The sequence below is a fragment of the Micromonospora sp. SL1-18 genome, assembly GCF_047921505.1.
GTDB lineage: Bacteria > Actinomycetota > Actinomycetes > Mycobacteriales > Micromonosporaceae > Micromonospora.
The window spans coordinates 1-23,807 of the sequence record NZ_JBLROA010000045.1; the positions used below are offsets into that span (position 1 = coordinate 1).

General features: G+C 72.2%; 22 protein-coding genes and 1 pseudogene. 9 read left to right on the forward strand and 14 right to left on the reverse strand.

Translation table 11 applies throughout. From position 1 onward, the window contains the following. The 3 genes from ACNAW0_RS20565 to ACNAW0_RS20575 form a co-directional block, all read right to left on the reverse strand. A partial coding sequence (locus ACNAW0_RS20565; RefSeq protein WP_416289564.1) for a hypothetical protein occupies positions 1-286 on the reverse strand: 286 nt, incomplete at its 3' end. A gap of 268 nt (positions 287-554) precedes the next feature. Continuing rightward, positions 555-1,025: a methyltransferase family protein gene (locus ACNAW0_RS20570; RefSeq protein WP_416289565.1), complete on the reverse strand. Its 471-nt coding sequence runs from the start codon at positions 1,023-1,025 to the stop codon at positions 555-557. Continuing rightward, positions 1,022-1,621, reverse strand: coding sequence for a TetR/AcrR family transcriptional regulator (locus ACNAW0_RS20575; protein ID WP_416289566.1), 600 nt, complete (start codon positions 1,619-1,621; stop codon positions 1,022-1,024). Before ACNAW0_RS20575 ends, ACNAW0_RS20570 begins: the two co-directional genes overlap by 4 nt. A gap of 217 nt (positions 1,622-1,838) precedes the next feature. Here ACNAW0_RS20575 and ACNAW0_RS20580 point away from each other — a divergent pair, with 217 nt between their 5' ends. Together ACNAW0_RS20580 and ACNAW0_RS20585 are read left to right on the forward strand one after the other, a co-directional pair. Next, positions 1,839-2,522 (forward strand): hypothetical protein, encoded by a 684-nt coding sequence (locus ACNAW0_RS20580; RefSeq protein ID WP_416289567.1) that lies wholly within the window; start codon positions 1,839-1,841, stop codon positions 2,520-2,522. Positions 2,523-3,083: 561 nt separating this feature from the next. Beyond that, positions 3,084-3,425, forward strand: a complete 342-nt coding sequence (locus ACNAW0_RS20585) for a hypothetical protein (protein WP_416289568.1) — start codon at positions 3,084-3,086, stop codon at positions 3,423-3,425. Positions 3,426-3,663: 238 nt separating this feature from the next. Here ACNAW0_RS20585 and ACNAW0_RS20590 read toward each other — a convergent pair whose 3' ends face one another. The 3 genes from ACNAW0_RS20590 to ACNAW0_RS20600 all read right to left on the reverse strand — a co-directional run bounded on the left by ACNAW0_RS20590 (position 3,664) and on the right by ACNAW0_RS20600 (position 5,148). After that, a complete protein-coding gene (locus tag ACNAW0_RS20590) occupies positions 3,664-3,918 on the reverse strand; it encodes a Smr/MutS family protein (protein WP_416289569.1) in 255 nt (84 codons plus the stop codon). Further along, positions 3,915-4,286 (reverse strand): tetratricopeptide repeat protein, encoded by a 372-nt coding sequence (locus ACNAW0_RS20595; RefSeq protein ID WP_416289570.1) that lies wholly within the window; start codon positions 4,284-4,286, stop codon positions 3,915-3,917. The genes ACNAW0_RS20590 and ACNAW0_RS20595 overlap by 4 nt, the downstream gene beginning before the upstream one ends. Before the next feature lie 91 nt (positions 4,287-4,377). Beyond that, entirely contained in the window at positions 4,378-5,148 is a 771-nt protein-coding gene (locus tag ACNAW0_RS20600; RefSeq protein ID WP_416289571.1) for an ROK family protein, read from the reverse strand. Between the two features lie 89 nt (positions 5,149-5,237). Here ACNAW0_RS20600 and ACNAW0_RS20605 point away from each other — a divergent pair, with 89 nt between their 5' ends. The 3 genes from ACNAW0_RS20605 (at position 5,238) to ACNAW0_RS20615 (ending at position 9,633) form a co-directional block, all read left to right on the forward strand. After that, on the forward strand, positions 5,238-6,875 hold the full coding sequence (locus ACNAW0_RS20605) for an ABC-F family ATP-binding cassette domain-containing protein (protein WP_416289572.1): 1,638 nt from the start codon (positions 5,238-5,240) through the stop codon (positions 6,873-6,875). Between the two features lie 106 nt (positions 6,876-6,981). Next, entirely contained in the window at positions 6,982-7,707 is a 726-nt protein-coding gene (locus ACNAW0_RS20610; RefSeq protein ID WP_416289574.1) for a methyltransferase domain-containing protein, read from the forward strand. Positions 7,708-7,977: 270 nt separating this feature from the next. Continuing rightward, positions 7,978-9,633 (forward strand): glycoside hydrolase family 10 protein, encoded by a 1,656-nt coding sequence (locus ACNAW0_RS20615; protein WP_416289575.1) that lies wholly within the window; start codon positions 7,978-7,980, stop codon positions 9,631-9,633. Here the strand turns inward: ACNAW0_RS20615 and ACNAW0_RS20620 are convergent. Together ACNAW0_RS20620 and ACNAW0_RS20625 are read right to left on the reverse strand one after the other, a co-directional pair. Then, positions 9,564-12,320, reverse strand: coding sequence for an ATP-binding protein (locus tag ACNAW0_RS20620; RefSeq protein WP_416289576.1), 2,757 nt, complete (start codon positions 12,318-12,320; stop codon positions 9,564-9,566). The two genes, ACNAW0_RS20615 and ACNAW0_RS20620, sit on opposite strands and share 70 nt — an antisense overlap. Positions 12,321-12,474: 154 nt before the next feature. Next, positions 12,475-12,693, reverse strand: coding sequence for an FmdB family zinc ribbon protein (locus ACNAW0_RS20625; RefSeq protein WP_416289577.1), 219 nt, complete (start codon positions 12,691-12,693; stop codon positions 12,475-12,477). Between the two features lie 56 nt (positions 12,694-12,749). Here ACNAW0_RS20625 and ACNAW0_RS20630 point away from each other — a divergent pair, with 56 nt between their 5' ends. Together ACNAW0_RS20630 and ACNAW0_RS20635 are read left to right on the forward strand one after the other, a co-directional pair. Continuing rightward, complete coding sequence (locus ACNAW0_RS20630; protein WP_416289610.1) at positions 12,750-13,832, forward strand: lytic transglycosylase domain-containing protein; 1,083 nt, start codon at positions 12,750-12,752, stop codon at positions 13,830-13,832. Between the two features lie 72 nt (positions 13,833-13,904). Then, positions 13,905-14,912 carry a GNAT family N-acetyltransferase gene (locus ACNAW0_RS20635; RefSeq protein ID WP_416289611.1) on the forward strand — a complete coding sequence of 336 codons (1,008 nt, stop codon included), beginning with the start codon at positions 13,905-13,907 and terminating at the stop codon, positions 14,910-14,912. A 70-nt stretch (positions 14,913-14,982) separates the two neighbouring features. Here the strand turns inward: ACNAW0_RS20635 and hemB are convergent, their stop codons facing one another. Genes hemB through ACNAW0_RS20660 form a run of 5 tightly spaced genes read right to left on the reverse strand, consistent with a single transcriptional unit; the run spans position 14,983 to position 20,713 of the window. Then, the gene (gene hemB / locus ACNAW0_RS20640; protein WP_416289578.1) at positions 14,983-15,966 is read right to left on the reverse strand and encodes a porphobilinogen synthase; all 984 of its coding nucleotides are present in this window, start codon (positions 15,964-15,966) and stop codon (positions 14,983-14,985) included. A gap of 16 nt (positions 15,967-15,982) precedes the next feature. Then, positions 15,983-17,563, reverse strand: coding sequence for a uroporphyrinogen-III synthase (locus tag ACNAW0_RS20645; RefSeq protein WP_416289579.1), 1,581 nt, complete (start codon positions 17,561-17,563; stop codon positions 15,983-15,985). After that, on the reverse strand, positions 17,560-18,555 hold the full coding sequence (gene hemC, locus ACNAW0_RS20650; protein ID WP_416289580.1) for a hydroxymethylbilane synthase: 996 nt from the start codon (positions 18,553-18,555) through the stop codon (positions 17,560-17,562). Before hemC ends, ACNAW0_RS20645 begins: the two co-directional genes overlap by 4 nt. Beyond that, positions 18,552-19,946, reverse strand: coding sequence for a glutamyl-tRNA reductase (locus ACNAW0_RS20655; RefSeq protein WP_416289581.1), 1,395 nt, complete (start codon positions 19,944-19,946; stop codon positions 18,552-18,554). Before ACNAW0_RS20655 ends, hemC begins: the two co-directional genes overlap by 4 nt. After that, on the reverse strand, positions 19,943-20,713 hold the full coding sequence (locus ACNAW0_RS20660; protein WP_416289582.1) for a redox-sensing transcriptional repressor Rex: 771 nt from the start codon (positions 20,711-20,713) through the stop codon (positions 19,943-19,945). The genes ACNAW0_RS20655 and ACNAW0_RS20660 overlap by 4 nt, the downstream gene beginning before the upstream one ends. Before the next feature lie 376 nt (positions 20,714-21,089). On the opposite strand from ACNAW0_RS20660, the gene ACNAW0_RS20665 reads away from it, so the two are divergent. Both ACNAW0_RS20665 and ACNAW0_RS20670 read left to right on the forward strand, forming a co-directional pair. Then, the gene (locus ACNAW0_RS20665; protein WP_416289583.1) at positions 21,090-22,394 is read left to right on the forward strand and encodes a sensor histidine kinase; all 1,305 of its coding nucleotides are present in this window, start codon (positions 21,090-21,092) and stop codon (positions 22,392-22,394) included. A gap of 51 nt (positions 22,395-22,445) precedes the next feature. After that, positions 22,446-23,106, forward strand: a pseudogene (locus tag ACNAW0_RS20670) (response regulator transcription factor). A 47-nt stretch (positions 23,107-23,153) separates the two neighbouring features. Here the strand turns inward: ACNAW0_RS20670 and ACNAW0_RS20675 are convergent. Further along, positions 23,154-23,804 carry an HAD family hydrolase gene (locus ACNAW0_RS20675; RefSeq protein WP_416289584.1) on the reverse strand — a complete coding sequence of 217 codons (651 nt, stop codon included), beginning with the start codon at positions 23,802-23,804 and terminating at the stop codon, positions 23,154-23,156. Between the last annotated feature and the right edge of the window lie 3 nt (positions 23,805-23,807).

Sequence of the window (23,807 nt, forward strand, 5' to 3'; positions counted from 1 at the left end):
TCCCGGCGGTCAGGTCAGCGCGCCACTTCACCGAGCGCAGGGCACGCCCTGCCTGTTCTTGGGCCATCCGCACGATCCGGTCATTAACCCGCACACCCGCAGGCACGGCCGTGGTCCAGCCCAGGCGATGCAACGCCATCCACGCGTTCGACGGCAGCCTCCGCCCACCCGCATCCTGCCCGGAAGCCAACACCCCCACATCCACACTGTTCCAGTGCTCGCTGATCAGGGCGCCCACCATGCCCGCCACCAGATCAGCACACCAGCCCACCCGCTCCGCCAGCATCGACCGGGACAGAACGACGCCGGTCTCCTCGTCCGCCCCAGTACGCAGCAGCGCGCGGGCACACGCCGTACGTGAGGCCCCACCTTCGGTCAGAGGTAGCTTCCGACTCACCGGCCACCCCACGCCACCGGAATCTTCCCCGCACCAGGCCACAGATACAGCGCCACCGGCTGGAATCCACCCAAACGCTTCGCGGCCTTCCACAGCCGGAGAAATCCCACCCGGGAATTCTACGTCTACTGAGGATTCATAACCAACATCGTGAGCCTTAGTAGACGAACGGGATAAGCTTCTTCACCCGGCGCCGGTATTCGGCGTACTCCGCGAATTTCGTTTCCAGCCACCGTTCCTCGCGTCGGGCCTTGATGTCGAAGAGCGCCAGCAGGATCAGCGCGCCGATGAGCCCTGCGAGGCTGGTCCACACCAGGCTCCAGCCGAGGGTGAGGAAGATGAACCCGCTGTAGATCGGGTGCCGGACCAGCGAGAATATCCCTTCCCGTACCAGCCCACCGTCATCCCTTGGCTTCGGGAAGGGCGACAGGTTGCGTCCCAATCGGATCGATCCGATCACCACGATGGCCAACCCGGCGATGCTGAGTGCCGCCCCGGCGGCGAGGGCGATGCCCGTGCCGAGCCGCCCGTCGAGTATTGGGGCGAACAGCGCGGCGGTCATCACCACCGCCTGGGCCACCACGTACCACTCCCCACGCCGGTTGCTCAGCCAATCCTGTGTGCTCATGCTTCTTCAGCCTCCTTGAGCTGGTGCAGCGCTGCGGCACCAAAGCGTGTGGCAGCCGCCAGGATCTCGTCGGAGAGGGGGGTCCCTTCGACGGCGCGGGCAACGATCATGCCCCCCACCATCAATGCGAGACTTCCCAGCGCCGCGTCGCGCGGTGCCCTGGGGCTCGCCAGATCGCGTCCCGTCTCAAATGCCTCGGCCATCCTGGCCAACTCTTCGGCGAGAACGGTTGCGGCTGTTCGGCTTTTGGCCGCATCGATGGAGGCCGCCGGCATCGGGCATCCCCCACCTCGGTCATCTCGATGCCGCTGGGAAAAGTACTCGCTCAGCGCGGATTCCAGACGTGGCCGCCAACCGTCCCGATCGGGCCGCTCGAGAAACAAGCGGCGCCGCTCGGCCAATGCCTCCCGCACGGCCTCCTCAGCGAGGACATCTTTCGACGGGAAATGGGCGTAAAAGCCGCCGACGGTCAAGCCAGCCCCGGACATGACCTCGGAGACGCTGGCGTCGGCCAGCCCGCGACGCTTGAGCAGGTCCACCGCGGACCGCACGATTCGCTGGCGGGTTTGGGCCTTCTGAAGCTGCCGCTGACTCATATTACGAGCATAATATGAGTTCCGACAGGTCCGCAACCGGGGATGTCGCGCCGCTACTCCCGTATGGCCGAGGAAGGTGAGCTTGGTACTGCCTTCCGTGCTGAGTGGGCGACGGCAACGGACGGCACCGCGCGGGCGAAGTTATCGAGGGACAGCTATCCTTCCCCCCGGTCGAGGAGGCGGTGCGGCGATGGACAACCCCAAAGGGTGGGTCGGAGTGCGAGTTGTGTTGCTCGGGGCTTTGCTCCTGGCCATTCTTGGCGCCACCGTCGGCTCGTGGATCGGCGGTCGCAACCCGGCCCCACTGCCGAGCAATGCTGAGGCACTGGTCCTGGCGCAGGAGATCATTCCGGGGGTCACTCCTGACGGCGAGACGGACCGGCGCGACTATGAGTACGGATCACGCCTCGGTGACGAGAGCTACGGCCCCGGCTTCGTAGAGGTCAACTACGAGCCGCTGCGCGAGTACGCCCCCGAGGTCATCGACTGCGGGCCGGGCCGGGCCACCCGCGCCAATGCGGCGACGCATGGTTGGCAGCACTTTCGCGGCCTGCCGGGATACCCGTGCGCCAGTTGGAGCGCCGAGCGCGGGAACCTGGTGGCGGAATACACCCACGACGCGGGCGGTCCGGTGGTGACCTTCTACCGGGCGACGCCCGCCGGGGTCGCTGCCGGCACGCTGATCGGTGCCCTCCTCGGCGCGCTGGCCGGCGCATTCGCCTTCCACGTACTGAGGAGCCGGCACCGTCCGATGCTGCTACGCGTGGCCGTACCGGCCGCGGTTGTCCTGCTCCCCGGCGCAGCGATCATCCTGTCAGTGCTCGTGCTCGGCGGGTACGAGGGTCCGACCCCGGTGTTCTGGACCGTCTGGCCCACCTTGGCCAGGCTCTTCTTCTCCTAGCTGCCGATTCCGATTCCGTAGACCGACAACTAGAACAGCCGGCCGTCGGCGAACAACAGCGGACGGATCAGGGGGAGACCGTGGACGTCCAGGACGGCAGCGAACGCCGTGGCCATGGCCGCATGCGCCTTGTCAGCGAGACGGCCAGCTGCAGGCAATTTGATGGCGGCTGCTGGCCCGGCGGGTTCAGCATGGCGCACATCAACAGGAACTCACCCGCTCGATCGGCACCACCAGGGCGACGCTGACTGCGAGCAACGCCCGTTGGAATGAGTCGATGGATTCGTCCGACATGGTTCCGAGGGCGCGAAGGCCACCAAGCTGAAGAGGCAGCCGAGAAGCACGGACAGGCCCAGCAGCACGGTCAAGAACATCGCCGTCACCACAGCCGCACGGGATCGCATAGACCGGAGGTTATGCATTCCGAGGTCACGGAGGCAGCACGACTGGGCGACAGAGGGGCGGTGGCCGATCAAAAGCCGGCCCTGAAATCTCGACAACGCCCGTTGCACCGGGCAGAGTAACCAGACCGTCGTAGCGGACGGCAGCTATCCTGCGGCCATGCCGAGCGCCCCGAAGCTCTCCAAGATCACCAGCGCCCTGGTCGCCGCGACAGGCCTAACCGCCTTGGCGTCCACGGGGCTGTACCCAACCGGCAAGTCCGTCTACGTCAATGACGTCTTGGTCTCCAGCCACCACAATCTGTGGGGTTTCGTGCACGGCAGTCTTATGGTGCTGGCTGCTGCCCTCGCCGTAATCGCCATCGTTGCCCATCGGCGTGGCAACCCGAAGCTCGGCGAGCGAAGCCTTGCCGCTGCTGCCGTTGCCTCAATTCCCGCTATCGTGCCTGCCCTCATCGGGCTCATCGCCTGGGCCAGGATGAAACAAGAAACCAACCGTTGACGAGCCGTGTGAGGGGCTCGGTAGCTGCTCGGTTGAACGCCATGCTGAGGATTGCCCGCCGGTCGGCGCTGACCCGCTCAATGTTCAACCAGGGCGTCTGGACGCCGACGATCCGCGCGGCGGCGAGGACCAGCCGGCCGCCGACGGCCCGGAAGCCGGCGACGGCCTGGAGACGGCATGATCATGGTTCAGCGGCCCGGTAAGCGACCTAAAGTGCAGGTCAGGGGCCATGCCATCACTATTTCCAGCGGAAGTGGACGAAGAGGCGGCCGAAGTTCTTCGAGTCCTTCTCGACCCGGTGGTAGAGCTGCTTGACGTCCTTCTGGTCGAGGAAGCGCAGCACCTTCTTCTTGAGCTGGCCGGAGCCCTTGCCGGGGATGATCTCCACCAGGGTCGCCTTCTTCGCCACCGCCTCGTTCATGATGTCGCGCAGGGCGCGGTCGATCTCGTAGCCCCTGTTGTAGATCTCGTGGAGATCGAGCTTGAGCTTCACGCCCGGCCCCCGTTGACCTTGGCCTCCACGCGGTGCAGCGCCGCGGTGTAGTCGGCGTTGGTCGAGTACATAGCCGCCGCGATGCGCAGGTACCGCAGCGCGTCGACGGGCCGGTTCAGCCGTTCCAGGGTGCGGCCCAGCACGTGGTGCGCGTAGTGGTCGCTCGGATCCCGGTCGATCAGCTCCCGCAGCTGCTCCTCGGCCCGGGTGAGCTGGGCCGACTGGAAGTACGCCCGGGCCAGCAGCTGCCGTACCGAGGAGTTGCCGGGCTCCGCCTCGACGATCGGCTCGAGCAGCCGGGCCGCCCCGGTCGGGTCACCCGCTTCGAAGAACATGGTCGCCCGCCGGTACTCCGCCAGAAGATCCACTCGACCCACCTCCCAGTGTCGCGCCGCCCTTTGTCAGACGCTGGCACAACAACCGCCGTACCGCGAGTGTTCCTGCATGGGAAGTTGCGCCTCAGGAGGTCGGGTCGTAGCGGCCGCCCACCAGCTCCCAGGCTCGGACCCCGCCGACGATGCCGGCCGTGTTCGGGACGACCACCACGTCGTCGCCCATCCGGGCCAACTGCTCCCGCCGGATCAGCCGCGAGTTGCCCCCGCCCAGATAGAGCCGGTCCCAGCGGAAGACCGGCCGCAGTCCCTCCACCATCTGCCGGATCCGCCGGGACCAGAACGCGTCGCCGAGGCGACGGCGCTCCACCTCCCCGATGTACGTGTCATAGGTGGTGTTCCAGCGCACCGGCGCGTGCGACAGCTCCAGGTGCGGGGCGAGCACTCCGCCGTCGAAGAGCGCACTGCCCAGCCCGGTGCCGAGGGTCAGCACCAGCTCGCACCCGGTCCCGGCGACCACGCCCGCGCCGTGCACCTCGGCGTCGTTGAGCACCAGCGCCGGGATCCCGAACGCCTCGGCCAGCGCGCTGCGCGCGTCGTACCCGGACCACTCGGCCACCAGCTGCGGATCGATCTTGCTGCGTGGGCCGGACCGGGTGACGTAGTGCGGGGTGGCCACCACCACACCGTGCCGGATCATGCCCGGCATCCCGACCGTGAGTCGGTCCGCCACCGGCAGCCGGCCGGCCAGCTCCAGCAGCGTCTTGACGAAGAACGACGGGGGCAGCGGGTACGGCGTCGGCACCCGCACCGGGCGGGCCCGCATCGTGCCGGCGGCGTCCAGCACGGAGGCCTTGATCCCGCCGCCACCACAGTCGATCGCCAGAGTGGTCACCACGGCAGTGAGTGTCTCTCAACGCGGTCGCCTCCAGCGCACCGGTAATCGAATCGGTCCCGGGCCGCCCCGGCGGTAGGCTCGATCACCTCATGAGCGCCACAATGATCGCCAAGGACCTCACCGCCGGCCACGGTGGCTCGTTGCTCTTCGCCGACCTGGACCTGGTCGTCGCCCCCGGCGATGTGGTCGGGCTGGTCGGGGTGAACGGCGCCGGCAAGTCGACGCTGCTGCGTACGCTCGCCGGGCTGCAGCCGCGGGAGCAGGGCTCGGTGGCGTTGAACCCGCCCACCGCCACCGTCGGCTACCTGCCGCAGGAGCCGGAGCGCCGGCCGGGCGAGACGGTCCGGGACTTCCTGGCCCGGCGTACCGGGGTGGCGGAGGCGCAGGCGGCGCTGGACGCGGCCACCGAGGCGCTCACCGCCGGCGTCGCGGGGGCCGACGACGCGTACGCCGTCGCTCTGGAGCGCTGGCTCGACCTCGGTGGCGCGGACCTCGACGAGCGGGCCGAGCAGGTGGCCGCCGAGCTGGGCCTGGGCGTCGACCTGGAGCACCCGATGACCGGCCTCTCCGGCGGGCAGGCGGCCCGGGCGGGGCTGGCCTCCCTGCTGCTCAGCCGGTACGACGTCTTCCTGCTCGACGAGCCCACCAACGACCTGGACCTGGCCGGGCTGGACCGGCTGGAGAAGTTCGTCACCGGGCTGCGCGCCGGAACGGTGCTGGTCAGCCACGACCGGGAGTTCCTCACCCGGACGGTGACCCGGGTGCTGGAGCTGGACCTGCACCAGCGGCAGGTCCGGCACTACGGCGGCGGCTACGCGGCGTACCTGGAGGAGCGGGAGGTGGCCCGCCGGCACGCCCGCGAGGAGTACGAGGAGTACGCCGATACCCGGACCGAGCTGGAGGCGCGGGCCCGGATGCAGCGGGCCTGGATGGAGAAGGGCGTGCGCAACGCCCGCCGCAAGGCAACCGACCCGGACAAGCACGTGAAGTACTTCCGCGGTCAGACCTCGGAGAAGCAGGCGGCGAAGGCCAAGCAGACCGAGCGGCTGATCGAACGGCTGGAGGTGGTCGAGGAGCCCCGCAAGGAGTGGGAGCTGCGGATGGAGATCGCCGCCGCACCCCGCGCCGGCGCGGTGGTGGCCTCGCTGCGGGGTGCCGTCGTACGTCGGGGCGGCTTCACCCTCGGTCCGGTGGATCTCCAGATCGACTGGGCCGACCGGGTGGCGATCACCGGGGCGAACGGCTCCGGCAAGAGCACCCTGCTCGCCGCGCTGCTGGGCCGACTGCCGCTCGACGAGGGCCACGCGGCGCTCGGCCCGGGCGTGGTGGTGGGCGAGGTCGACCAGGCCCGGGGGCTCTTCCTCGGCGACCAGCCCCTGCTGGACGTCTTCGGCGCCGCCGTACCGGAAATGAGCCCGGCGGACGTGCGGACGTTGCTGGCCAAGTTCGGCCTGCGCGCGGACCACGTGCTGCGGCCGGCGGCGACCCTTTCTCCCGGCGAGCGGACCCGGGCCGCCCTGGCCCTGCTACAGGGACGCGGCGTGAACCTGCTGGTGCTGGACGAGCCGACCAACCACCTGGACCTGCCGGCGATCGAGCAGTTGGAATCAGCCCTGGCCACGTACCCGGGCACCCTGCTGTTGGTGACCCACGACCGGCGGATGCTGGAGGCGGTGAGCGTCAACCGGCGACTGCGGGTGGACGCCGGACGGATCGCCGAAGACTGATCCGGGGAGCGGCGTCGCAACCGGTGGAGGCCGCACGAAAGGCGAAATCGCCGAGATCGAGGCATACCGGGCGACGATACGGGTATCGCGCGCCCGGAGGTGGCGCATGGTGACGATGGCGCAGTCCCCACCCTCGGGCGAGCGGCTCAGGATGGTCGACGGGTTCCTCGCCGAGGCGTGGGCCGACCTGGTCCGGCACGACGAGCGGCTGCGCCCGCTGGCCGTGGAGGTGCGCTTCGACCGGGGCGTCGCCCACCTGAGCGGCGAGGTCGCCGACCCGGCCGAGCTACGGCTCGTCCGGGACCTGGTGGGCCGCCTCGCCGGGGTGCTCGGCGTCTGGTGCCGGGTCACCGTCGCGGGCCGGGCACCCGTGGTGGTGGACCTGGGCTGCGGGGGGACCAAGCAGTGGCCGGGCAACCTGGGGCTGGACATCTACCCCGCGCCAGGGGTGAACGCGGTGGCCGACCTGTCCGGTTCGCTGCCGCTCGCCGACGATTCGGTGGACGTGTTCTTCGCGGTGCACATCATGGAGCACCTGATCGACTTCCTGCCGCTGTTCGACGAGTGCCACCGGGCGCTGCGGCCGGGGGGCGTGCTCCACGTGATGAGCCCCTGGTGGCGGCACGTGAACGCGGTCGCCGACCCGACCCACGTACGGCTGCTGGACGTGCAGACCTTCAAGGGCATCTGCGGTCAGCGCCCGCCCGGCACCCCGCGCTGGTATCCGCTGCACGTCGGCTGCGACGGCGCCTCGATCTTCGCCGACCTCACCCCGCTGCCACCCGACGCCCCGCCCCCACCCCCGTACCATCTGGCCCGCTTCTTCGACTGACCGTCAAGGGCGCGGCGAGCGGCAGGTCCCGGCGGACCTGCCGCTCACCCTTCGTGGGGTGGAGGTCACACAACGCCAGGTGCGTCAGTTCACCCTCGGGCGTTCGGTCCAACCTACGTATCGATCGGTTCGGAGGTCTTGCGCCCGCCTGGTGATTGATGAAAGTTTCCTACCGGCGGCGAACGCTCTGCGGCGAATCTTTACGGAGGTGCCCGGGATGTCCGCCGCCGCCCGTCACCTCCCGGCAGCCCAACGAAGGGACCGCACCGCATGAAGGCAACTCGGCTCAGCGCCGCCGGGCTGGCCGTGGCGCTGCTCGGCGCACTCGCCGCCAGCACCCCCGCGCGCGCCGCGGACACCGACACCACCACCGAATCCTCGACCACCTGCGCCACCGACCCGGCCACCACCAAGCGGCAGTTCCGGGCCATGTGGATCGCGTCGGTGACCAACATCGACTGGCCCAGCAAGGCGTCCCAGACCGCGCCGGACCAGGTCGCCAAGCAGAAGGCGGAGTACCTGGGCTGGCTGGACCTGGCCCAGCGGCTCAACCACAACGCCGTCGTGGTCCAGGTCCGCCCGACCGCCGACGCGTTCTGGCCGTCGCCGTACGAGCCGTGGTCGGAGTACCTGACCGGGGTACGCGGCAAGGACCCGGGCTGGGACCCGCTGGCCTTCCTCGTCGAGGAGTCGCACAAGCGGAACCTGGAGTTCCACGCCTGGCTCAACCCGTACCGGGTCTCGATGCCGGCCCCGGGCGCCGGCGCGGACCTGTCGAAGCTCGCGCCCAACCACCCGGCCCGGCAGCACCCGGACTGGGTGTTCGCGTACCCACCGGCCGGGGTGGCCGGCAGCCGGCTCTACTACAACCCCGGCGTCCCCGAGGTCCGCGAGTTCGTCGAGACCGCGATGATGGACGCGGTCAACCGGTACGACATCGACGGCGTGCACTTCGACGACTACTTCTACCCGTATCCGAGCGGCACGTACCAGTACCCCGACGACGCCACCTTCGCGCAGTACAACCGGGGCTTCACCGACCGGGCCGACTGGCGGCGGGACAACATCAACCTGCTGGTCCAGGAGATGAACGCCAAGATCAAGGCGGTCAAGCCGTGGGTGAAGTTCGGGGTCAGCCCGTTCGGCATCTGGCGCAACAAGTCGGCCGACCCGACCGGCTCGGACACCACCGGCTCGCAGTCGTACGACATCATCTCCGCCGACACCCGGAAGTGGATCAAGGAGGAGTGGATCGACTACGTGGTGCCGCAGCTCTACTGGTACATCGGCCAGTACCCGGCGGCCGACTACGCCCGGCTGGTGCCCTGGTGGGCCGAGCAGGTGCGCGGCACCAACGTGCAGCTATACATCGGCCAGGCCGACTACAAGAGCGGTGATTCGGCGTACGGGTCGTTCTGGATGAACCCGCGCGAGCTGTCGGACCACCTGACGCTGAACCGGTCGTACCCGGAGGTGCTCGGCAACGTGCACTTCTCCGCGGTGCAGGTGCGGGGGAACCGGCTCGGCGCCACCGACATCTACGCCGCCGAGCACTACTCCCGCCCGGCGCTGGTGCCGACGATGTCCCACCTCCCGGCACAGCGGCTGCTCGCCCCGGTCGTGACCGGCGCCGAGCGGCGTGACGGTGGCGTACGGCTGACCTGGCGGCAGCCGGCGAACGGCAAGGGTCCGTTCGGCACCGCCACCGCGTACGCGATCTACCGGTTCGACGGCAACGGCCACGTCGACTCGTGCGGCTTCGCCGACGCGGCCCACCTGGTCGGCACCGTGCGCGGCGCCGATGGCGACATCCAGTCCTGGGTGGACACCGACGCGACGGACGGGACGGCGTACACCTACCACGTGACCGCCCTCGACCGGGTCTGGAACGAGAGCCCGGCCAGCCCGGCGCGCTTCGTGCGCTGATGTACCTCGGATGCCCCCGGCCGCTCCGGCGACCGGGGGCCTCCGTCTCGCACGACGCGCTCGACGCCGAGGGCCAGCGCCGCAGCCTCCTCCAGAGCCAGCTCGCCGCCCTCGCCGTACGCCGCCTCGAACGCGGCGTCGCCCAGCTCCCGGCGCAGCTCCGCCTGCCGCTCCTGCCAGTACGGGCCGTAGATGCCGGGGGTGGCCCGCAGGTCCGCCCGGGTGGCCTGGGCCGCGCCGAACAGCCGGGCCGCGGTCACCCCGCCCCCATCCAGCGCGGACCGCACCGCGATCGCGTTCACCGTGTCGCAGGCCCCGCCCAGGTAGCCGTGGCTCATCCGGGAGCGCAGCGCCACCAGCAGATGCTCGTGCGCGGCCACCAGGTCGCCCCGGGCCAGCGCCACCATGCCGAGCAGCATGTCCACCGAGCGGCGGCCCCGCTCGACCGGCTGGGCCGCCTCGACCGGCCGGGCCGCGCCGAGCAGTTCGGCCGCCTCGTCCAGCGCGCCCCGGCGCCAGAGCAGCTCGGCCAGGTTGTACAGGGCGAGCACCGCGTCGGAGACCACGTCCTGCGCGTACGACCAGTCGATCACCTCGCGGCAGACCCGCTCCGCCTCGGCGAACTGTCCCATGTCGATCAGCGGTGCGGCCCGGCCGGCCAGCACCCGGGCGAGCAGGCCGAGGTCGCCGGCCTCCCGGGCGGCCGCCTCGGCCCGCTGCGAGTAGCGCAGCTCCTCGGCGAACTCACCGTCCGCGCCGGCGTGCAACGAGTGCATGTGGTACGCCGCCGCCAGCTCCGCCTCCGGGATCGTCTCGCCGTTCTCGGCGATCCGTCCGTACAACCGGAACAGCCAGAGCCGCCCCTCCCGGGCCAGCCCCCGCTCCCGCCACCACTGGTCGAGCCCGCCGGCCAGCCGGAGCCCCGGACGGGCGCTGCCGCCGGTGGCACACCAGCGCAGGGCGGCCCGCAGTTCCCCGGCGAGCGGGTCGAGCGCGTACAGGGACAGGGTGACCGGTCGGCCGTCCGGGCCCAGACGGGCGCGGTCCAGGGCGTGCTGGGACCAGGCGACGTGTCGGTCCCGGACGGTCCGCTCCTCGCCGGCCTCGATCAACCGACGGGCCGCGTACGCCCGGATCGGGTCGAGCATCCGGTAGGTGCTGCCCGAGGCGTGCGGCTCGGCCAGCACCATCGACTTGTCCACCAGCACGGAGAGCGGGTCGAGCGGATCGTCGTCGAGCAGCCACTGCACCGCCGTCAGGTCCACCGGCCCGGCGAAGACCGCCAGCCAGCGCAGCAGCCGGGCCGGGCGCGCCCCCAGCGTCCGGTACGACCAGGTGACCGTGGCCTGCATGGTCAGGTGCCGTTCGTGGGCCGACCGGCGTACCGGCTCCGGCTCGTCCCGCCCAGCGTCCAGCGTGTCCAGCATGTCATCGAGGCGCTCGGCGAGCTGCCCGGCCGAAAGCACCCGCAGCCGGGCCGCGGCCAGCTCGAGGGCCAGCGGCAACCCGTCCAGCCGGCGGACCACCCGGTGCAGGTCGGCCTGCTCGGCCGGGTCCGGCGGCCGGCCGCCCCGGGCCGCCGCGGTCCGCTCCAGCAGCAGCGCCACCGCGTCGCTCTCTCCCCCGTCCGGGCGTGGATCGTCCGAGAGCGGCGGAATCCGCCACACCACCTCGCCGGGCAGGCCGAACGACTCCCGGCTGGTGGCGATCACCCGGACGTCCCGGGCGCCGGCCAGCAGTCGGGAGATCGCCGCGGCCGAGGCGGCCGGCTGGGCGTCGCAGGTGTCCAGCACGATCAGCATCCGGCGGGTGGCCGCGTACTCGACCAGCGTGTCCGTCATCGGTCGGCCGGGCTCCGGGCGGAGCCCGAGCACCGCGGCGATCTCGAAGGCGACCAGGCCCGGATCGGTCACCGCGGCGATGTCGACGAACCACACCCCGTCCGGGTACGCCTCGACGATCCCGGTGGCCAGCTCGACCGCCAGCCGCGTCTTGCCGGTGCCGCCCGCGCCCAGCACGGTCACCAGGCGGTACGTCTCGATCAGCCGCTTCAGCTCGGCCCGTTCCACCGTCCGCCCGACGAACGAGGTGACCTGGGTGGGCAGGTTGTGCGCCACCGCGTCGGCGGTACGCGGTCGCGGGAAACGCCGCTCCAGGCCGGGTGCCACCAGCTGGAACAGCCGATCCCGGTCGTCGAAGCCGCGCAGCCGGTGCAGCCCGAGGTCCAACAGGGACGCCCCGTCCGGCAGCGGGTCGGCGTGCCGCGCTGTCGCCGCCGAGCAGAGCACCTGTCCACCGTGGGCGGCGGCGGCCACTCGGGCCGCCCGGTGCACCTCGGGGCTGGCGTACTCGCCGTCGCCGGGTTCGGCGTAGCCGGTGTGCAGGCCCATCCGGACCCGGGGCGTGGCCTCGGGCGTCGGCCAGTCGTGGTTGGCCAGCGCGCGTTGAGCGGTCAGACAGGCGGCGAGCGCCGCGGTCGCGTCGGGGAAGGCGAGGAAGAAGGAGTCGCCCTCGGTCAGCAGCTCCGCCCCGCCGGTGCCGGCCAACGTGTCACGCAGCAGGCGGCGGTGTTCCCGCAGCACCGGGCGGTAACCCGGACCGAGCAGCTGGGCCAGCCGCGTGGAGCCCTCGATGTCGGTGAAGACGAAGGTCACCCATCCGCTCGGGAGGTGGATCCGTGGCGACATGCGTGGAACCTCCGCCCCTGACGTCGCCTTCATGTTGCCCTATGGTCACGCCGTCACGCATCGTGAGAACGGCCGGGCAAATTCCGACTCAAGGTGGCAAAAGTTCACACCTGCGGCAAGGCATTACGACCGGCGAGAGAAATCGCCGGAGACGTCAGCAGCCGCAGGCGCCGCCGCAGCAGCCGCCTCCGGCCGGGGCGGACGCCCCACCGGCCGGACCGCCGCCCCGACCGGTGAGCGCGACGGTGGAGAGCAACTTCACGGTGTCGATGTGCCCCTGCGGGCAGGACGCCGGCTGGCTGGCCTCGGCCATCGGCCGGTTGACCTCGAAGGTGTCGCCGCAGGCGCGGCAGCGGAACTCGTACCGGGGCATGCCACCAGGGTACGGCCGGGCCGGACGCGACGACAGGCATGGGTGATACTCGACGGGTGGTGGACGGCAAGGAACAATCGACGGTTCGGCCCCTACGAATGGCCGCGCCGCCCGACGGCGGTGCCGGGCCGGCGCCGGTCCCCCGCCCCCGTCCGGCCGCCGAACCCGCCCCGGCCGGCGGCGTCGCGACCGCCCCGGAGCCGGCAGCGGCCACATCGGAGGCGGCCACGACCACGGCGGCCCCGCAGCCCGGCGTCGCCGCACCCCGGGCCACCCGGGGCTGGTTACGCCGCCCGAGCGGCCGGACCACCGTCGGCGGCCTCTTCCTGCTCGCCCTGGTCGCGGCCACCGCGGCGGCCGGAGCGGTGCTGGTGCCGGAGACCGTCGGCAGGCAGCGTCCGGCGGCCCTCGACGCCACCGAACCGACCGGCGCCGTGCCCGCGGACGGCGCGACGCCCGGGGCGACCGACACCCCCACCGGGATACCGGGGGCGACCGACCTGGCGACCGGGACGCCGCCGCCGGACGCCGGGCAACCGACCGGACCGGTCGTGGGGCCGGCCGGCCGGCCCGCCGACGCGCTGGCCGGATGGGCAACGGAGGTCAGCCAGAAGACCGGCATCCCGCTGGTCGCCGTGCAGGCGTACGGCTACGCCGAGCTGGTGCTCCGCGAGACGCACCGGAGCTGCCAGCTCAGCTGGACCACGCTCGCCGCGATCGGGTACGTCGAGTCCGGGCACGGTTCGGCCAACGGCGCCACCCTGCGGCCGGACGGCGTCGCCGCACCGGAGATCCGCGGCGATCCGCTCGACGGGCAGGGCGGCCGCCTGCGGGTCCTCGACACGGACCAGGGCCGGCTCGACGGCGACACCGTCTACGACCGGGCGATCGGGCCGATGCAGTTCATCCCGAGCACGTGGCAGGAGATCGGCGCGGACGCCGACAACGACGGCGTGCGGAATCCCCACAACATCAACGACGCGGCCCTGGCCGCCGGCCAGTACCTCTGCAAGGGCGGCCGGAACCTGACCGTTCCGGGTGACTGGTGGAGCGCCATCCTCTCCTACAACGACGTGCGCCGATACGCCCAGGACGTCTTCAACAAAGCGGACGAGTACGGCCGCCGAAGCGGTACGTGACGTGACCGGTCGCATACATTCGAGCACCGAACCCTTCCCCCGGGCAGCCGTTGCCGGCAAGCTAGACGGGTGATGGTGCGCGAGTGGGACCCTCGGAACGCGTCGTCCGCTGAGATCGCGTCGCTGCTGGACACGCTCAACGCGGTGCTGGCGGCCGACCTGCCGCAAGATCCGCCCTGGCGGGAGAACTCGCTGCGGGAATACCTCTCCGAGGTGATGTCCGGTGAGCGGCGGATCTCCTGGATCGCCCAGGCCGAGCCGGCCCCGGACGGCATGATCCTGGGGCACGTCAACGTGCTGCTCCTCGGCGGAATCGGGGTGCTGGAGGTGCTGGTGCACCCGGCGGCCCGGCGCACCGGCCTCGGCCGCGAGCTGGTCCGGGTGTCCGCTCGCCGGGTCTGGGACGAGGGCTTCCAGTCGATCGGCGTGGAGGTGGTGGGCGGCACTCCGGCCGTCGCGTTCTACGAGTCGCTCGGCTTCACCCGAGAATACGTCGAGACCCGCAGCGTGCTCGACCTGAACGCGGTGGACTGGCCGGCGCTGGCCGAGATGGCCACCGGCGTGGGTGCCGGTTACCACCTGGAGTTCTGCCCGGGCGGCCCGCCGGACGACCTGATCGAGGCGTACGCGCGGGCCAAGGCCGAGGTACGCGACGTCGACGACGGCGAGCTGCGGCCCAGCTCGTACGATCCGCAGCGGCTGCGGGACAGCCTGGACACGCTGCACCGGCGGGGCATGAAGCCGTACATCGTGTTGACCCTGCACGAGCAGAGCGGCGAGGTGGCCGGGCTGACCGAGGTGGTAGTGCCGGCGCAGCACCTGACCCGGGCCGACCAGTACGACACCATCGTCGTCCGCGACCATCGCGGCTACGGCATCGACCGGGCGATCAAGGCACGGATGCTGCTGGAGCTGCGCTCGGCCGAGCCGGAGCTGGCCGAGGTGCAGACCTGGAACGCGCAGGCCAACGAGGCCATGCTCAAGGTCAACGCGGAGCTGGGCTACCGACCCGACCGGGAGTGGTGCGAATACAGCGTCGACGTCGCCGAGCTGGTCCACCGCCTCGATCCCCCGCGCTGACCGGCTCGCCCCAACAGGCGCGGACCCGGGGGCCACGCGGCGACCGCCGAGGGCCCGGGAACGTCATGGCTCAGTAACGCCGGCGGAGCAACTGGGCCGCCTCGGCCGCCCAGTAGGTGAGGATGATCTGCGCGCCGGCGCGGCGGATCGAGGTGAGCGTCTCCAGCATCACCCGCTCCCGGTCGATCCAGCCGTTGGCGGCGGCCGCCTCGACCATCGCGTACTCGCCGGAGACCTGGTAGGCGGCGACCGGGACGTCCACCGCGGCCCGGACCGCCGACACCACGTCGAGGTACGGCAGCCCCGGCTTGACCATCACCATGTCGGCGCCCTCGGCGACGTCCAGCTCGACCTCGCGCAGGGACTCCCGCAGGTTCGCCGGGTCCTGCTGGTAGGCGCGCCGGTCCCCCTCCAACGCCGACTCCACCGCGTCCCGGAACGGGCCGAAGAACGCCGAGGCGTACTTCACCGCGTACGCGAGCACCGCCACGTCCTGGTGGCCGGCGGCGTCCAGTGCCCGGCGGACCACGCCGACCTGGCCGTCCATCATCCCGGACGGGCCGACCACGCCGACCCCGGCGTCGGCCTGGGCGACCGCCATCCGGGCGTACGCCTCCAGCGTTGCGTCGTTGTCCACCGCGCCGTCCGGGGTGAGCAGCCCGCAGTGCCCGTGCGAGGTGAACTCGTCCAGGCACAGGTCGCTCATCACCACGGTGGCGTCGCCCACCTCGGCGACGACGTCCCGGATCGCGACGTTGAGGATGCCGTCCGGGTCGAGGCCCCCTGACCCGGACTCGTCCCGCGTCGCCGGCACGCCGAAGAGCATGAGCCCGCCGACCCCGGCCTCGACCGCCTCGGCGGCGGCCTTGCGCAACGAGTCCCGGGAGTGCTGGAGCACGCCCGGGAGCGACGCGACGGCCCGCGGCTCGGTCAGCCCCTCCTTGACGAACATCGGCAGGACCAGATCGGCCGGGTCGACGCGGGTCTCGGAGACCAGCCGCCGCACGGCCGCGTTGCGGCGCAGCCGGCGGGGCCGGATCTCGGGGTACGGCATGGGAATCTCCCTACGACTACCGGAACCTCAGGGCGGTGGGCCCCTGCACCTTCGAGCCGCGGCGCTGCTTGGCCGGCATGGCGGCCAGCTTCTCGCGCAGCTCGACGGCGTAGGCGGCGAGCGCCTCCACCAGGTCGGGCACCGACGCGTGGGCCGGCTGCACGTCGACCCGCAGGCCGAACTCCGTCGCCGTCTCCGCGGTCTTGGGCCCGATGACGGCGACGACGGTACGCGCGTGCGGCTTCCCGGCGATACCGACGAGATTACGCACGGTCGAGGAGGACGTGAAGAGCACCGCGTCGAACCCGCCGGACTTGATCGCGTCCCGGATCTCGGCCGGCGGCGGGGCGGCCCGGACGGTCCGGTACGCGGTCACGTCGTCGACCTCCCAGCCCCGTTCGGTGAGCCCGGCGGCCAGGGTCTCGGTGGCGATGTCGGCGCGCGGCAGCAGCACCCGGCCGACCGGGTCGAGGATCTCGTCGTGCGGCGAGAACTCCGCCAGCAGGCCCTCCGAGGTCTGCTCGCCCGAGGGCACCAGCTCCGGCTGGATGCCGAACGCCCGGACGGCGTTCGCGGTGGCCTCGCCGATGCAGGCGATCTTGACGCCGCCGAAGTGGCGGGCGTCCAGGCCGTGCTCGGCGAACTTCTCCCAGACGGCCCGCACCGCGTTCACCGAGGTGAAGATCACCCAGGCGTAGCGGCCGTCGACCAGGCCCTTGATCGCCCGCTCCATCTGGGCGGGGGTACGCGGCGGCTCGACCGCGATGGTCGGCACCTCGCACGGGATCGCCCCGTACGCCCGCAGCCGGGCGCTCATCACGCCGGCCTGCTCCTTGGTCCGGGGTACGAGCACCTTCCAGCCGTACAGCGGCCGGTTCTCCCACCAGCTCAGCTTGCCGCGCTCGGAAACGCCCACCCCGATGGTGAGCACGACCCGGCCGGTGAAACCGAGTGCCGCCGCGACGAAGGAGTCCACGGTCGACGTGGTCGTGTACTGCGTCTCGCCGGTGCCGTCGCCGGTCACCCCGACGCCGGTGGCGCCGTCCAACCCGGCGGACAGCAGGCCGTCCCGGATCGCGGCCAGGTCGCCGGCGTCCACGGCCAGGGCCAGCGAGCCCCGGCCGACGGCCGCGGCCAGCGCGTCGAAGTCCAGCGTGGTGACGTCCTCGACGTCGGCGGCGGTCCGCACCCCGGGCAGCGGCACGCCCGCGTAGGTGGCCACCCCCTCGGCCTGGCCGACGCCCGGGACCACCTCGAAGTGCGCGGCGGTACGCGCCACCGCCTGCACCTCCTTGACCACCGACTCGTGGCCGAACGGGTCACCGGCGACCAGGTGCACCGCGTTCTGCCCGGAGCGGGCCGCGGAGATCAGCACCTTCGCCACGTCCCCCGGTACACCCTCGGCCGGGCTGAACTGGGCGTCGGACTTGGCCTGGGCGCGGACGTGCTCGAGCAGCGACTCGGGGATCCCCCGGTCGTACACCACCTGGTCGGCGTCGACCAGGGCGTCGTGCGCCCGGCGGGTCAGCAGGCCCGGGTCGCCGGGACCGGCCCCGACGAACGCGACACGGCCTACGGGCTTACGGGTGCGGGTCATTCTGTGCTCCCAAATTGCTGGGTCCCCGGGCCGGTGTGTCCTTCTTGGCCGAGGATCGAGTCGGCGCCGAGTTCGAGGAGTTCGGCGGCGAGCGCCTTGCCGATCTCCGCCGCGTCGGCGGGCGTTCCGGTGCGGGACAGCCGGAGGTCACGGGTACCGTCCGGGCTGATCACCGCCCCGCGCAGGTAGATCTCCTGCACAACATCGCCCTCGCCGCTTGAGCCGGTTGGCTCGCCTTCGGCGACGACGCCGTAGGCGGCGACGGGCGCGCTGCACCCGGCCTCCAGGGTGGCCAGTAGTGCCCGCTCCGCGGTGACCGCGGCGCGGGACGATGCGTGGTCGAGCAAGGCGAGCAGCTCGACCATGTCCTGGTCGTCGATCCGGCACTCCACCGCCAGCGCGCCCTGCGCGGGCGCGGGCAGCATCAGCATCGGATCGAGCGTCTCGGTGATCACGTCGGTCCGGCCGAGGCGGGCGAGCCCGGCCCGGGCCAGAACGACGGCGTCGAGGTCGGCGTCCGGGCCGAGGGCCCGGCCGAGGCGGGTGTCCACGTTGCCCCTGATCGGGGCGACCTCCAGCTGCATCCCGAGCGCGTGCAGCTGGGCGATGCGGCGCAGCGCACCGGTGCCGACCCGGGCGCCGGGCGGCAGCTCGGCGAGCGTACGGCCGTCCCGGGCGACCAGCGCGTCGCGCGGGTCCTGCCGCGGCGGCACCGCCGCGATGTGCAGGCCGGGGGCGGCCGCGGTGGGCAGGTCCTTGTACGAGTGGACGGCGAAGTCGATGGCGCCGGCGGTCAACGCGTCCCGCAGCGCGGAGACGAAGACGCCGACGCCGAGCCGGTGCACCGGGGCGGAGGAACGGTCCCCCGCGGTCACCACCTCGACCAGCTCGACCTCACGGCCGGTGGCCTTGGTGAGGGCATCGGCGACGTGGCCGGACTGGGCCATCGCCAGGGCGCTGCCCCGGGTGCCGAGGCGCAGGGGGGCGGTCATCGGGCACCTCCGCTGGACGGAATGTCGGAGTCGGCCACCGGCACGTCCGCGACCTCGAACGACGGCCGGCCGGCCGAGTCGGTCTCCACCACGTCGAGCACGGTGTCGACCGGGGAGGTCTGCGGCACCTCCAGGTCGAACAGCTCGCGCAGCAGGGCCGCGTACTGGTCGCCGCCGGGCTCGGCGGCGAGCTGGCGGACCCGTACGGTCGGCTGGTGCAGCAGGCGCTGCACCACCCGGTGCACGGTGCGGGCGACCTCGGCGCGCTGGTCGTCGGTGAGGTCGGGGCGGCGCTGGGCCAGCCGGCTCAGCTCGGCCGTGACGACGTCGTCGGCGCGCCCGCGCAGGGCGGCCACGGTGGGCGCCACGTCGGCGCCGCGCAGCCAGCTGAGGAACGCGTCGACCTCGCCGGCGACGATCCGGGTCACCTCGACGGTGTCGGCGGCGGCGGGACCGCCGGCGAGGATCGCGGCCATCCGGTCGATGTCGATCACCTCGACGCCGGGCAGCTCGGCGACCCCCTCCCCGACGTCGCGCGGGACGGCCAGGTCGAGCAGGACCACCGGGCCCCGGCCGGCGTCCCGCCGGGCCAGCGCCCGGGTCACCACGTCGCGGGTGAGGACCGGTTCCGGGGCCGCGGTGGCGGCCACTACGATGTCCACTGTGGAGAGCGCGTCGACCAGCTCGGTCATCGGCACGGCGTTCGCGCCGTACGATTCGGCCAGCCGGATGGCCCGGTCGGCGCCGCGGTTGGTGACGCTGAGCGGCCCGGCACCCAGCCGGGAGAGGGTGGCCACGCCGAGTGAGCCCATCGCGCCGGCGCCCACCACCATGGCGGGTCGACCGGCCAGCTCGCCGTCGAGCAGCTCGGCGGCCAGGTCGAGGGCGGCTGTGACCACGCTCTGACCGGCCCGGTCGATGTTGGTCTCGGCGTGCGCGCGCTTGCCCACCCGCAGCGCCTGCTGCATGAGCTCGTGCAGCAGCCGGCCCGCGGAGTCGGCACCGCTGGCGTGGTGGTACGCGTCCCGGAGCTGGCCGAGGATCTGGGCCTCGCCGACCACCATCGAGTCCAGTCCGGCGGCGACCCGGAAGACATGGTCGACGGCGGCGGCGTCGTAGTGCACATAGAGGTGGTTGGCGAGCGCCGCCGGCGGGCAGCCGGCCTGCTCGGCCAGGACGGCGCAGATGTCGCCGAGGCCACCGTGGAAACCGGACACGACCGTGTAAACCTCCACCCGGTTGCAGGTGGAGACGAGCACGGCCTCGGCGACGTACGGCTGGGCGACCAGCCGGCCCAGGGTACGGGTGAGGTCGGCGGGCGGGACGGTCAGCCGCTCCAGCGTGGCGACCGGGGCGGTGCGGTAGGACGCGCCGACGGCGAGCAGTTTCACGTGCCGATCGCCTCCTGGGTGTCGGTGGCCGCGAGCCCGCCGGGCAGGGCGGTGAGGGCGGACCCGCCGGTGGCGGGGAGCGCGGTGAGCGACGCCTTGCGGTGCTCGTGGAAGGACAGGATCTGCAGCTCGATCGCGAGGTCGACCTTGCGCACGTCGACCCCCTCCGGAACCGAGAGTACGCACGGAGCGAAGTTGAGGATGCTCGTCACGCCGACCGCGACGAGTTGGTCGGCCACCGCCTGGGCGGCCGACGCCGGGGTGGCGATCAGACCTATCGAGATCGACTCGTCGACGGCCGCCCGGGGCAGTTCGTCGATGTGCCGGACGACCAGCCCGTTGATCTCCTCGCCGATCCGGGACGGATTCGCGTCGAAGAGCGCGGCGATCCGGAAGCCGCGGCTGGCGAAGCCGTCGTAGCCGGCCAGGGCGTGACCGAGGTTACCCACGCCGACCAGGGCGACCGACCGGCACTGGGTGAGGCCCAGCACCGACTCGATCTGGTCGATCAGCAGGGCGACGTCGTAGCCGACGCCCCTGGTCCCGTAGGAGCCGAGGTGAGAGAGGTCCTTGCGGAGCTTCGCCGAGTTGACCCCGGCGGCGTTGGCCAGCCCCTCGCTGGAGACCGTCTCGTCGCCGGCCTCGGCGAGGGCGTGCAGGGCCCGGAGGTATTCCGGGAGCCGCGCGACGGTCGCCTCGGGCAGGTCCGGGAGCGCCGGTACGGCACCGGCGCGGCCGGGCGCGCCTGGGTGACGGTGCTGACTCATGAGACTCCGTGCGGTGCGATCCTCGACCAGCGTCGGTGGCCGGCCGTTCCGGGACTCCCGCTGGCGACCGATGTTGCCGGCTGTGCTAGCAGGGCGCGTCGGAACTACAGAGTAGGCGCTTGTGAAGAGGTGCACAAATCGCGATCTTGCTGGCCCGCGACGCGCCTTCACCTGCCCCTCCATTCCACAAGATCGATAACCGCGCACCATCGGCGCCGCTCGGTGATTATTGCTCAATCCCGACTTCTCTGACCAATCGCACGCGCCTTGTCGAAGTGTGTCACGGAAGACGACGCCCGCGAGGTAGGGAAAACCCCACCCGAAGAGGCCTGTCCACGGGATGGGTCGGGCGCACGACGACCCATAGCCTCGGAACATGACCGCCGCACCCCTGGCCACCGGCACCACTTCCACCGCACCGGCACCGAGCTTCACCGGGCAGCTGCTCCGCGACTCCGGATACGTGCTCTTCGGCCTGCCACTGGCGCTGGTCGGCTTCGTGGTGGCGGTGGCGGGGATCGCACTCACCGCCGGACTGCTGGTCACCACACTCGGCCTGCCCGTGCTCGCCGGCACCCTGTACGCGGTCCGCGCCCTGGCCGATCTCGAACGGCTCCGGCTGCCCGCCGTGCTCCGCCAACCCCGGGTCCGCCCCGTCTACCTGGCGCCCGGGCCGAAAGCCGGTTACTGGCGCCGGATCCTGACGCCGATGCGCGACCCGCAGTCCTGGCTCGACCTGCTGCACGCCTTCGTCAAGCTGCTCGTGTCGCTGCCCACCTTCGTGGTGTTGCTGGTCTGGTGGGCGGTCGCCGTCGGCGGCACCCTCTACTTCACGTACGACTGGGCGATCCCGCACGGCCCCGGCCAGCAGGACCTCAGCGAGCTGCTCGGGATGGGCGTGGGGCCCGTCCCACGGATCGCGCTGAACACCTCGTTCGGGGTGTTCTGCCTGTTCACCCTGCCGCTGGTGGCCCGGGGCTGCGCCCGGATCCAGGCCGGTCTGGCCCGCTCCCTGCTGACCGGGGTGGCCGAGATGCGCCACCGCATCATCACGCTGGAGGAGCAGAAGCGGGCCGCCGCCTCCGCCGAGGCGTCCGCCCTGCGCCGGCTGGAGCGGGACATCCACGACGGCCCCCAGCAGCGGCTGGTCCGCCTCGCCATGGACCTCAGCCGAGCCCGCCAGCAGCTCGCCGTCGACCCCGAGGCGGCCCGGCGGACCCTGGACGAAGCGGTCGCCCAGACCCGGGAAACCCTCGACGAGCTGCGCGCCCTGTCCCGGGGCATCGCCCCACCGATCCTGGTCGACCGGGGCCTGCCGAGCGCCCTGGCCGCCCTCGCCGCCCGCGCGCTGGTTCCCACCGAACTGCTGGTCGACGACGACCTGGGGACGCCCGAGGGACGGCTGGAGCCGGCGGTGGAGACCACCGCGTACTTCGTGGTGGCCGAGGCGCTGACCAACGTCGCGAAACACAGCCGGGCCACCGCCTGCCGGGTGGAGGTGACCCGCCGGGTCGGCCGGCTGGAGATCAGTGTGGGCGACGACGGGGTGGGCGGCGCCCACCTGGCCAAGGGGCACGGCCTGAGCGGCATCGCCGACCGGGTCCGGGCCGCCGGCGGCGCGCTCGACGTGGCCAGCCCGGCCGGCGGCCCCACCGTGATCCGCGCCGAACTGCCCCGCTGACGGCGACCGGAGGGCGGGCCGATGGCGGAGGACGTGGTAGACACCGGACCCATGCGGGTGGTGATCGCGGACGACGCCGTACTGCTCCGGGAGGGGCTGGTGCGGCTGCTGACCGAGTCGGGACACGAGGTGGTGGCGGCCGTCGGCGACGGGGACGCCCTGGTCGAGGCGGTGGTGACGCACCGGCCGGACGTGTCGGTGGTGGACGTGCGGATGCCGCCCTCGCACACCGACGAGGGGCTACGGGCGGCCGTGGAGGCCCGCCAGCGGGTGCCGCGTACGCCGGTTCTGGTGCTCTCCCAGTACGTCGAGGTGTCGTACGCGGACGACCTGCTGGCCACCACCGGCGGGGCCGGCGGAGGCGGGATCGGCTACCTGCTGAAGGACCGGGTGGCCGCGATCGACGAGTTCCTGGCCGCGCTGAACCGGGTGGCCAGCGGCGGGACGGTGCTCGACCCGGAGGTGATCGGCCAGCTGCTGGTCCGGCGCCGGCGTGAGGACCCCCCTTGCCGCGCTGACCCCACGCGAGCGGGAGGTGCTCGCCCTGATGGCCGAGGGCCGTTCCAACACCGCGATCGCCCGGATCCTGGTGGTCAGCGACGGCGCGGTCGAGAAGCACGTCCGCAACATCTTCACCAAGCTCAACCTCCCCCAGGACGCCACGACCCACCACCGCCGCGTCCTGGCCGTCCTGACCCACCTCCGCGCCTAACCCCCTCCCGCACGCCCGGGCCGCCCGGCCCTGCGGAGAACCCCAGGTCAGGGGAGGGTGCGGGCGAGGGTGACCGCGTCGGTGAGGGTGTCGGCCACGGGGTGGCTGCTGGCGCGGAGGCGGGCGGGGTCGGAGAGGCCGCCGGTGTAGAGGACGCAGCGGGCGCCGACCGAGAGCGCCGCGTCGGCGTCGTCCAGCGAGTCGCCGATCAGCACCACCTCGTGGCCGCCGAGCCCCAGCTCGGCCAGGTGCTTCTCCAGCCACTCGGCCTTGCGCCCGCCGCCCACCGCGGCGCGCAGCCCGTCCACCCGGGTGAAGTGCGGGGTCAGCCCGTAGGTCTGGACCGTCGGCACCAGCTCGTCGTGGAACCACATGGACAGCAGCGACTGGCTGCCCGGCCAGGCGGCGATCGCGTCGGCCGCGTCGGCTGCGAGGGCGCAACTGGTCAGCCCGGCCCGGTACGCGTCGTGGAAGACCCGGTCGAGCCGGCCGAACGCCTCCTCGTCGATCGCCCGGCCCAGCATCTCGGCGTAGTAGGCGGCGATCGGCCGGCGGAACCGTACCCGGTGCTCTTCGGCGGTGACCACCGGACCGCCGGCGCTGGCGAAGGCGACGTTGGTGGCCCGCACCACCAGGTCGAGGTCGTCGAGCAGGGTGCCGTTCCAGTCCCACACCAGGTGGCCGCGCGTCGAAGTCATCGC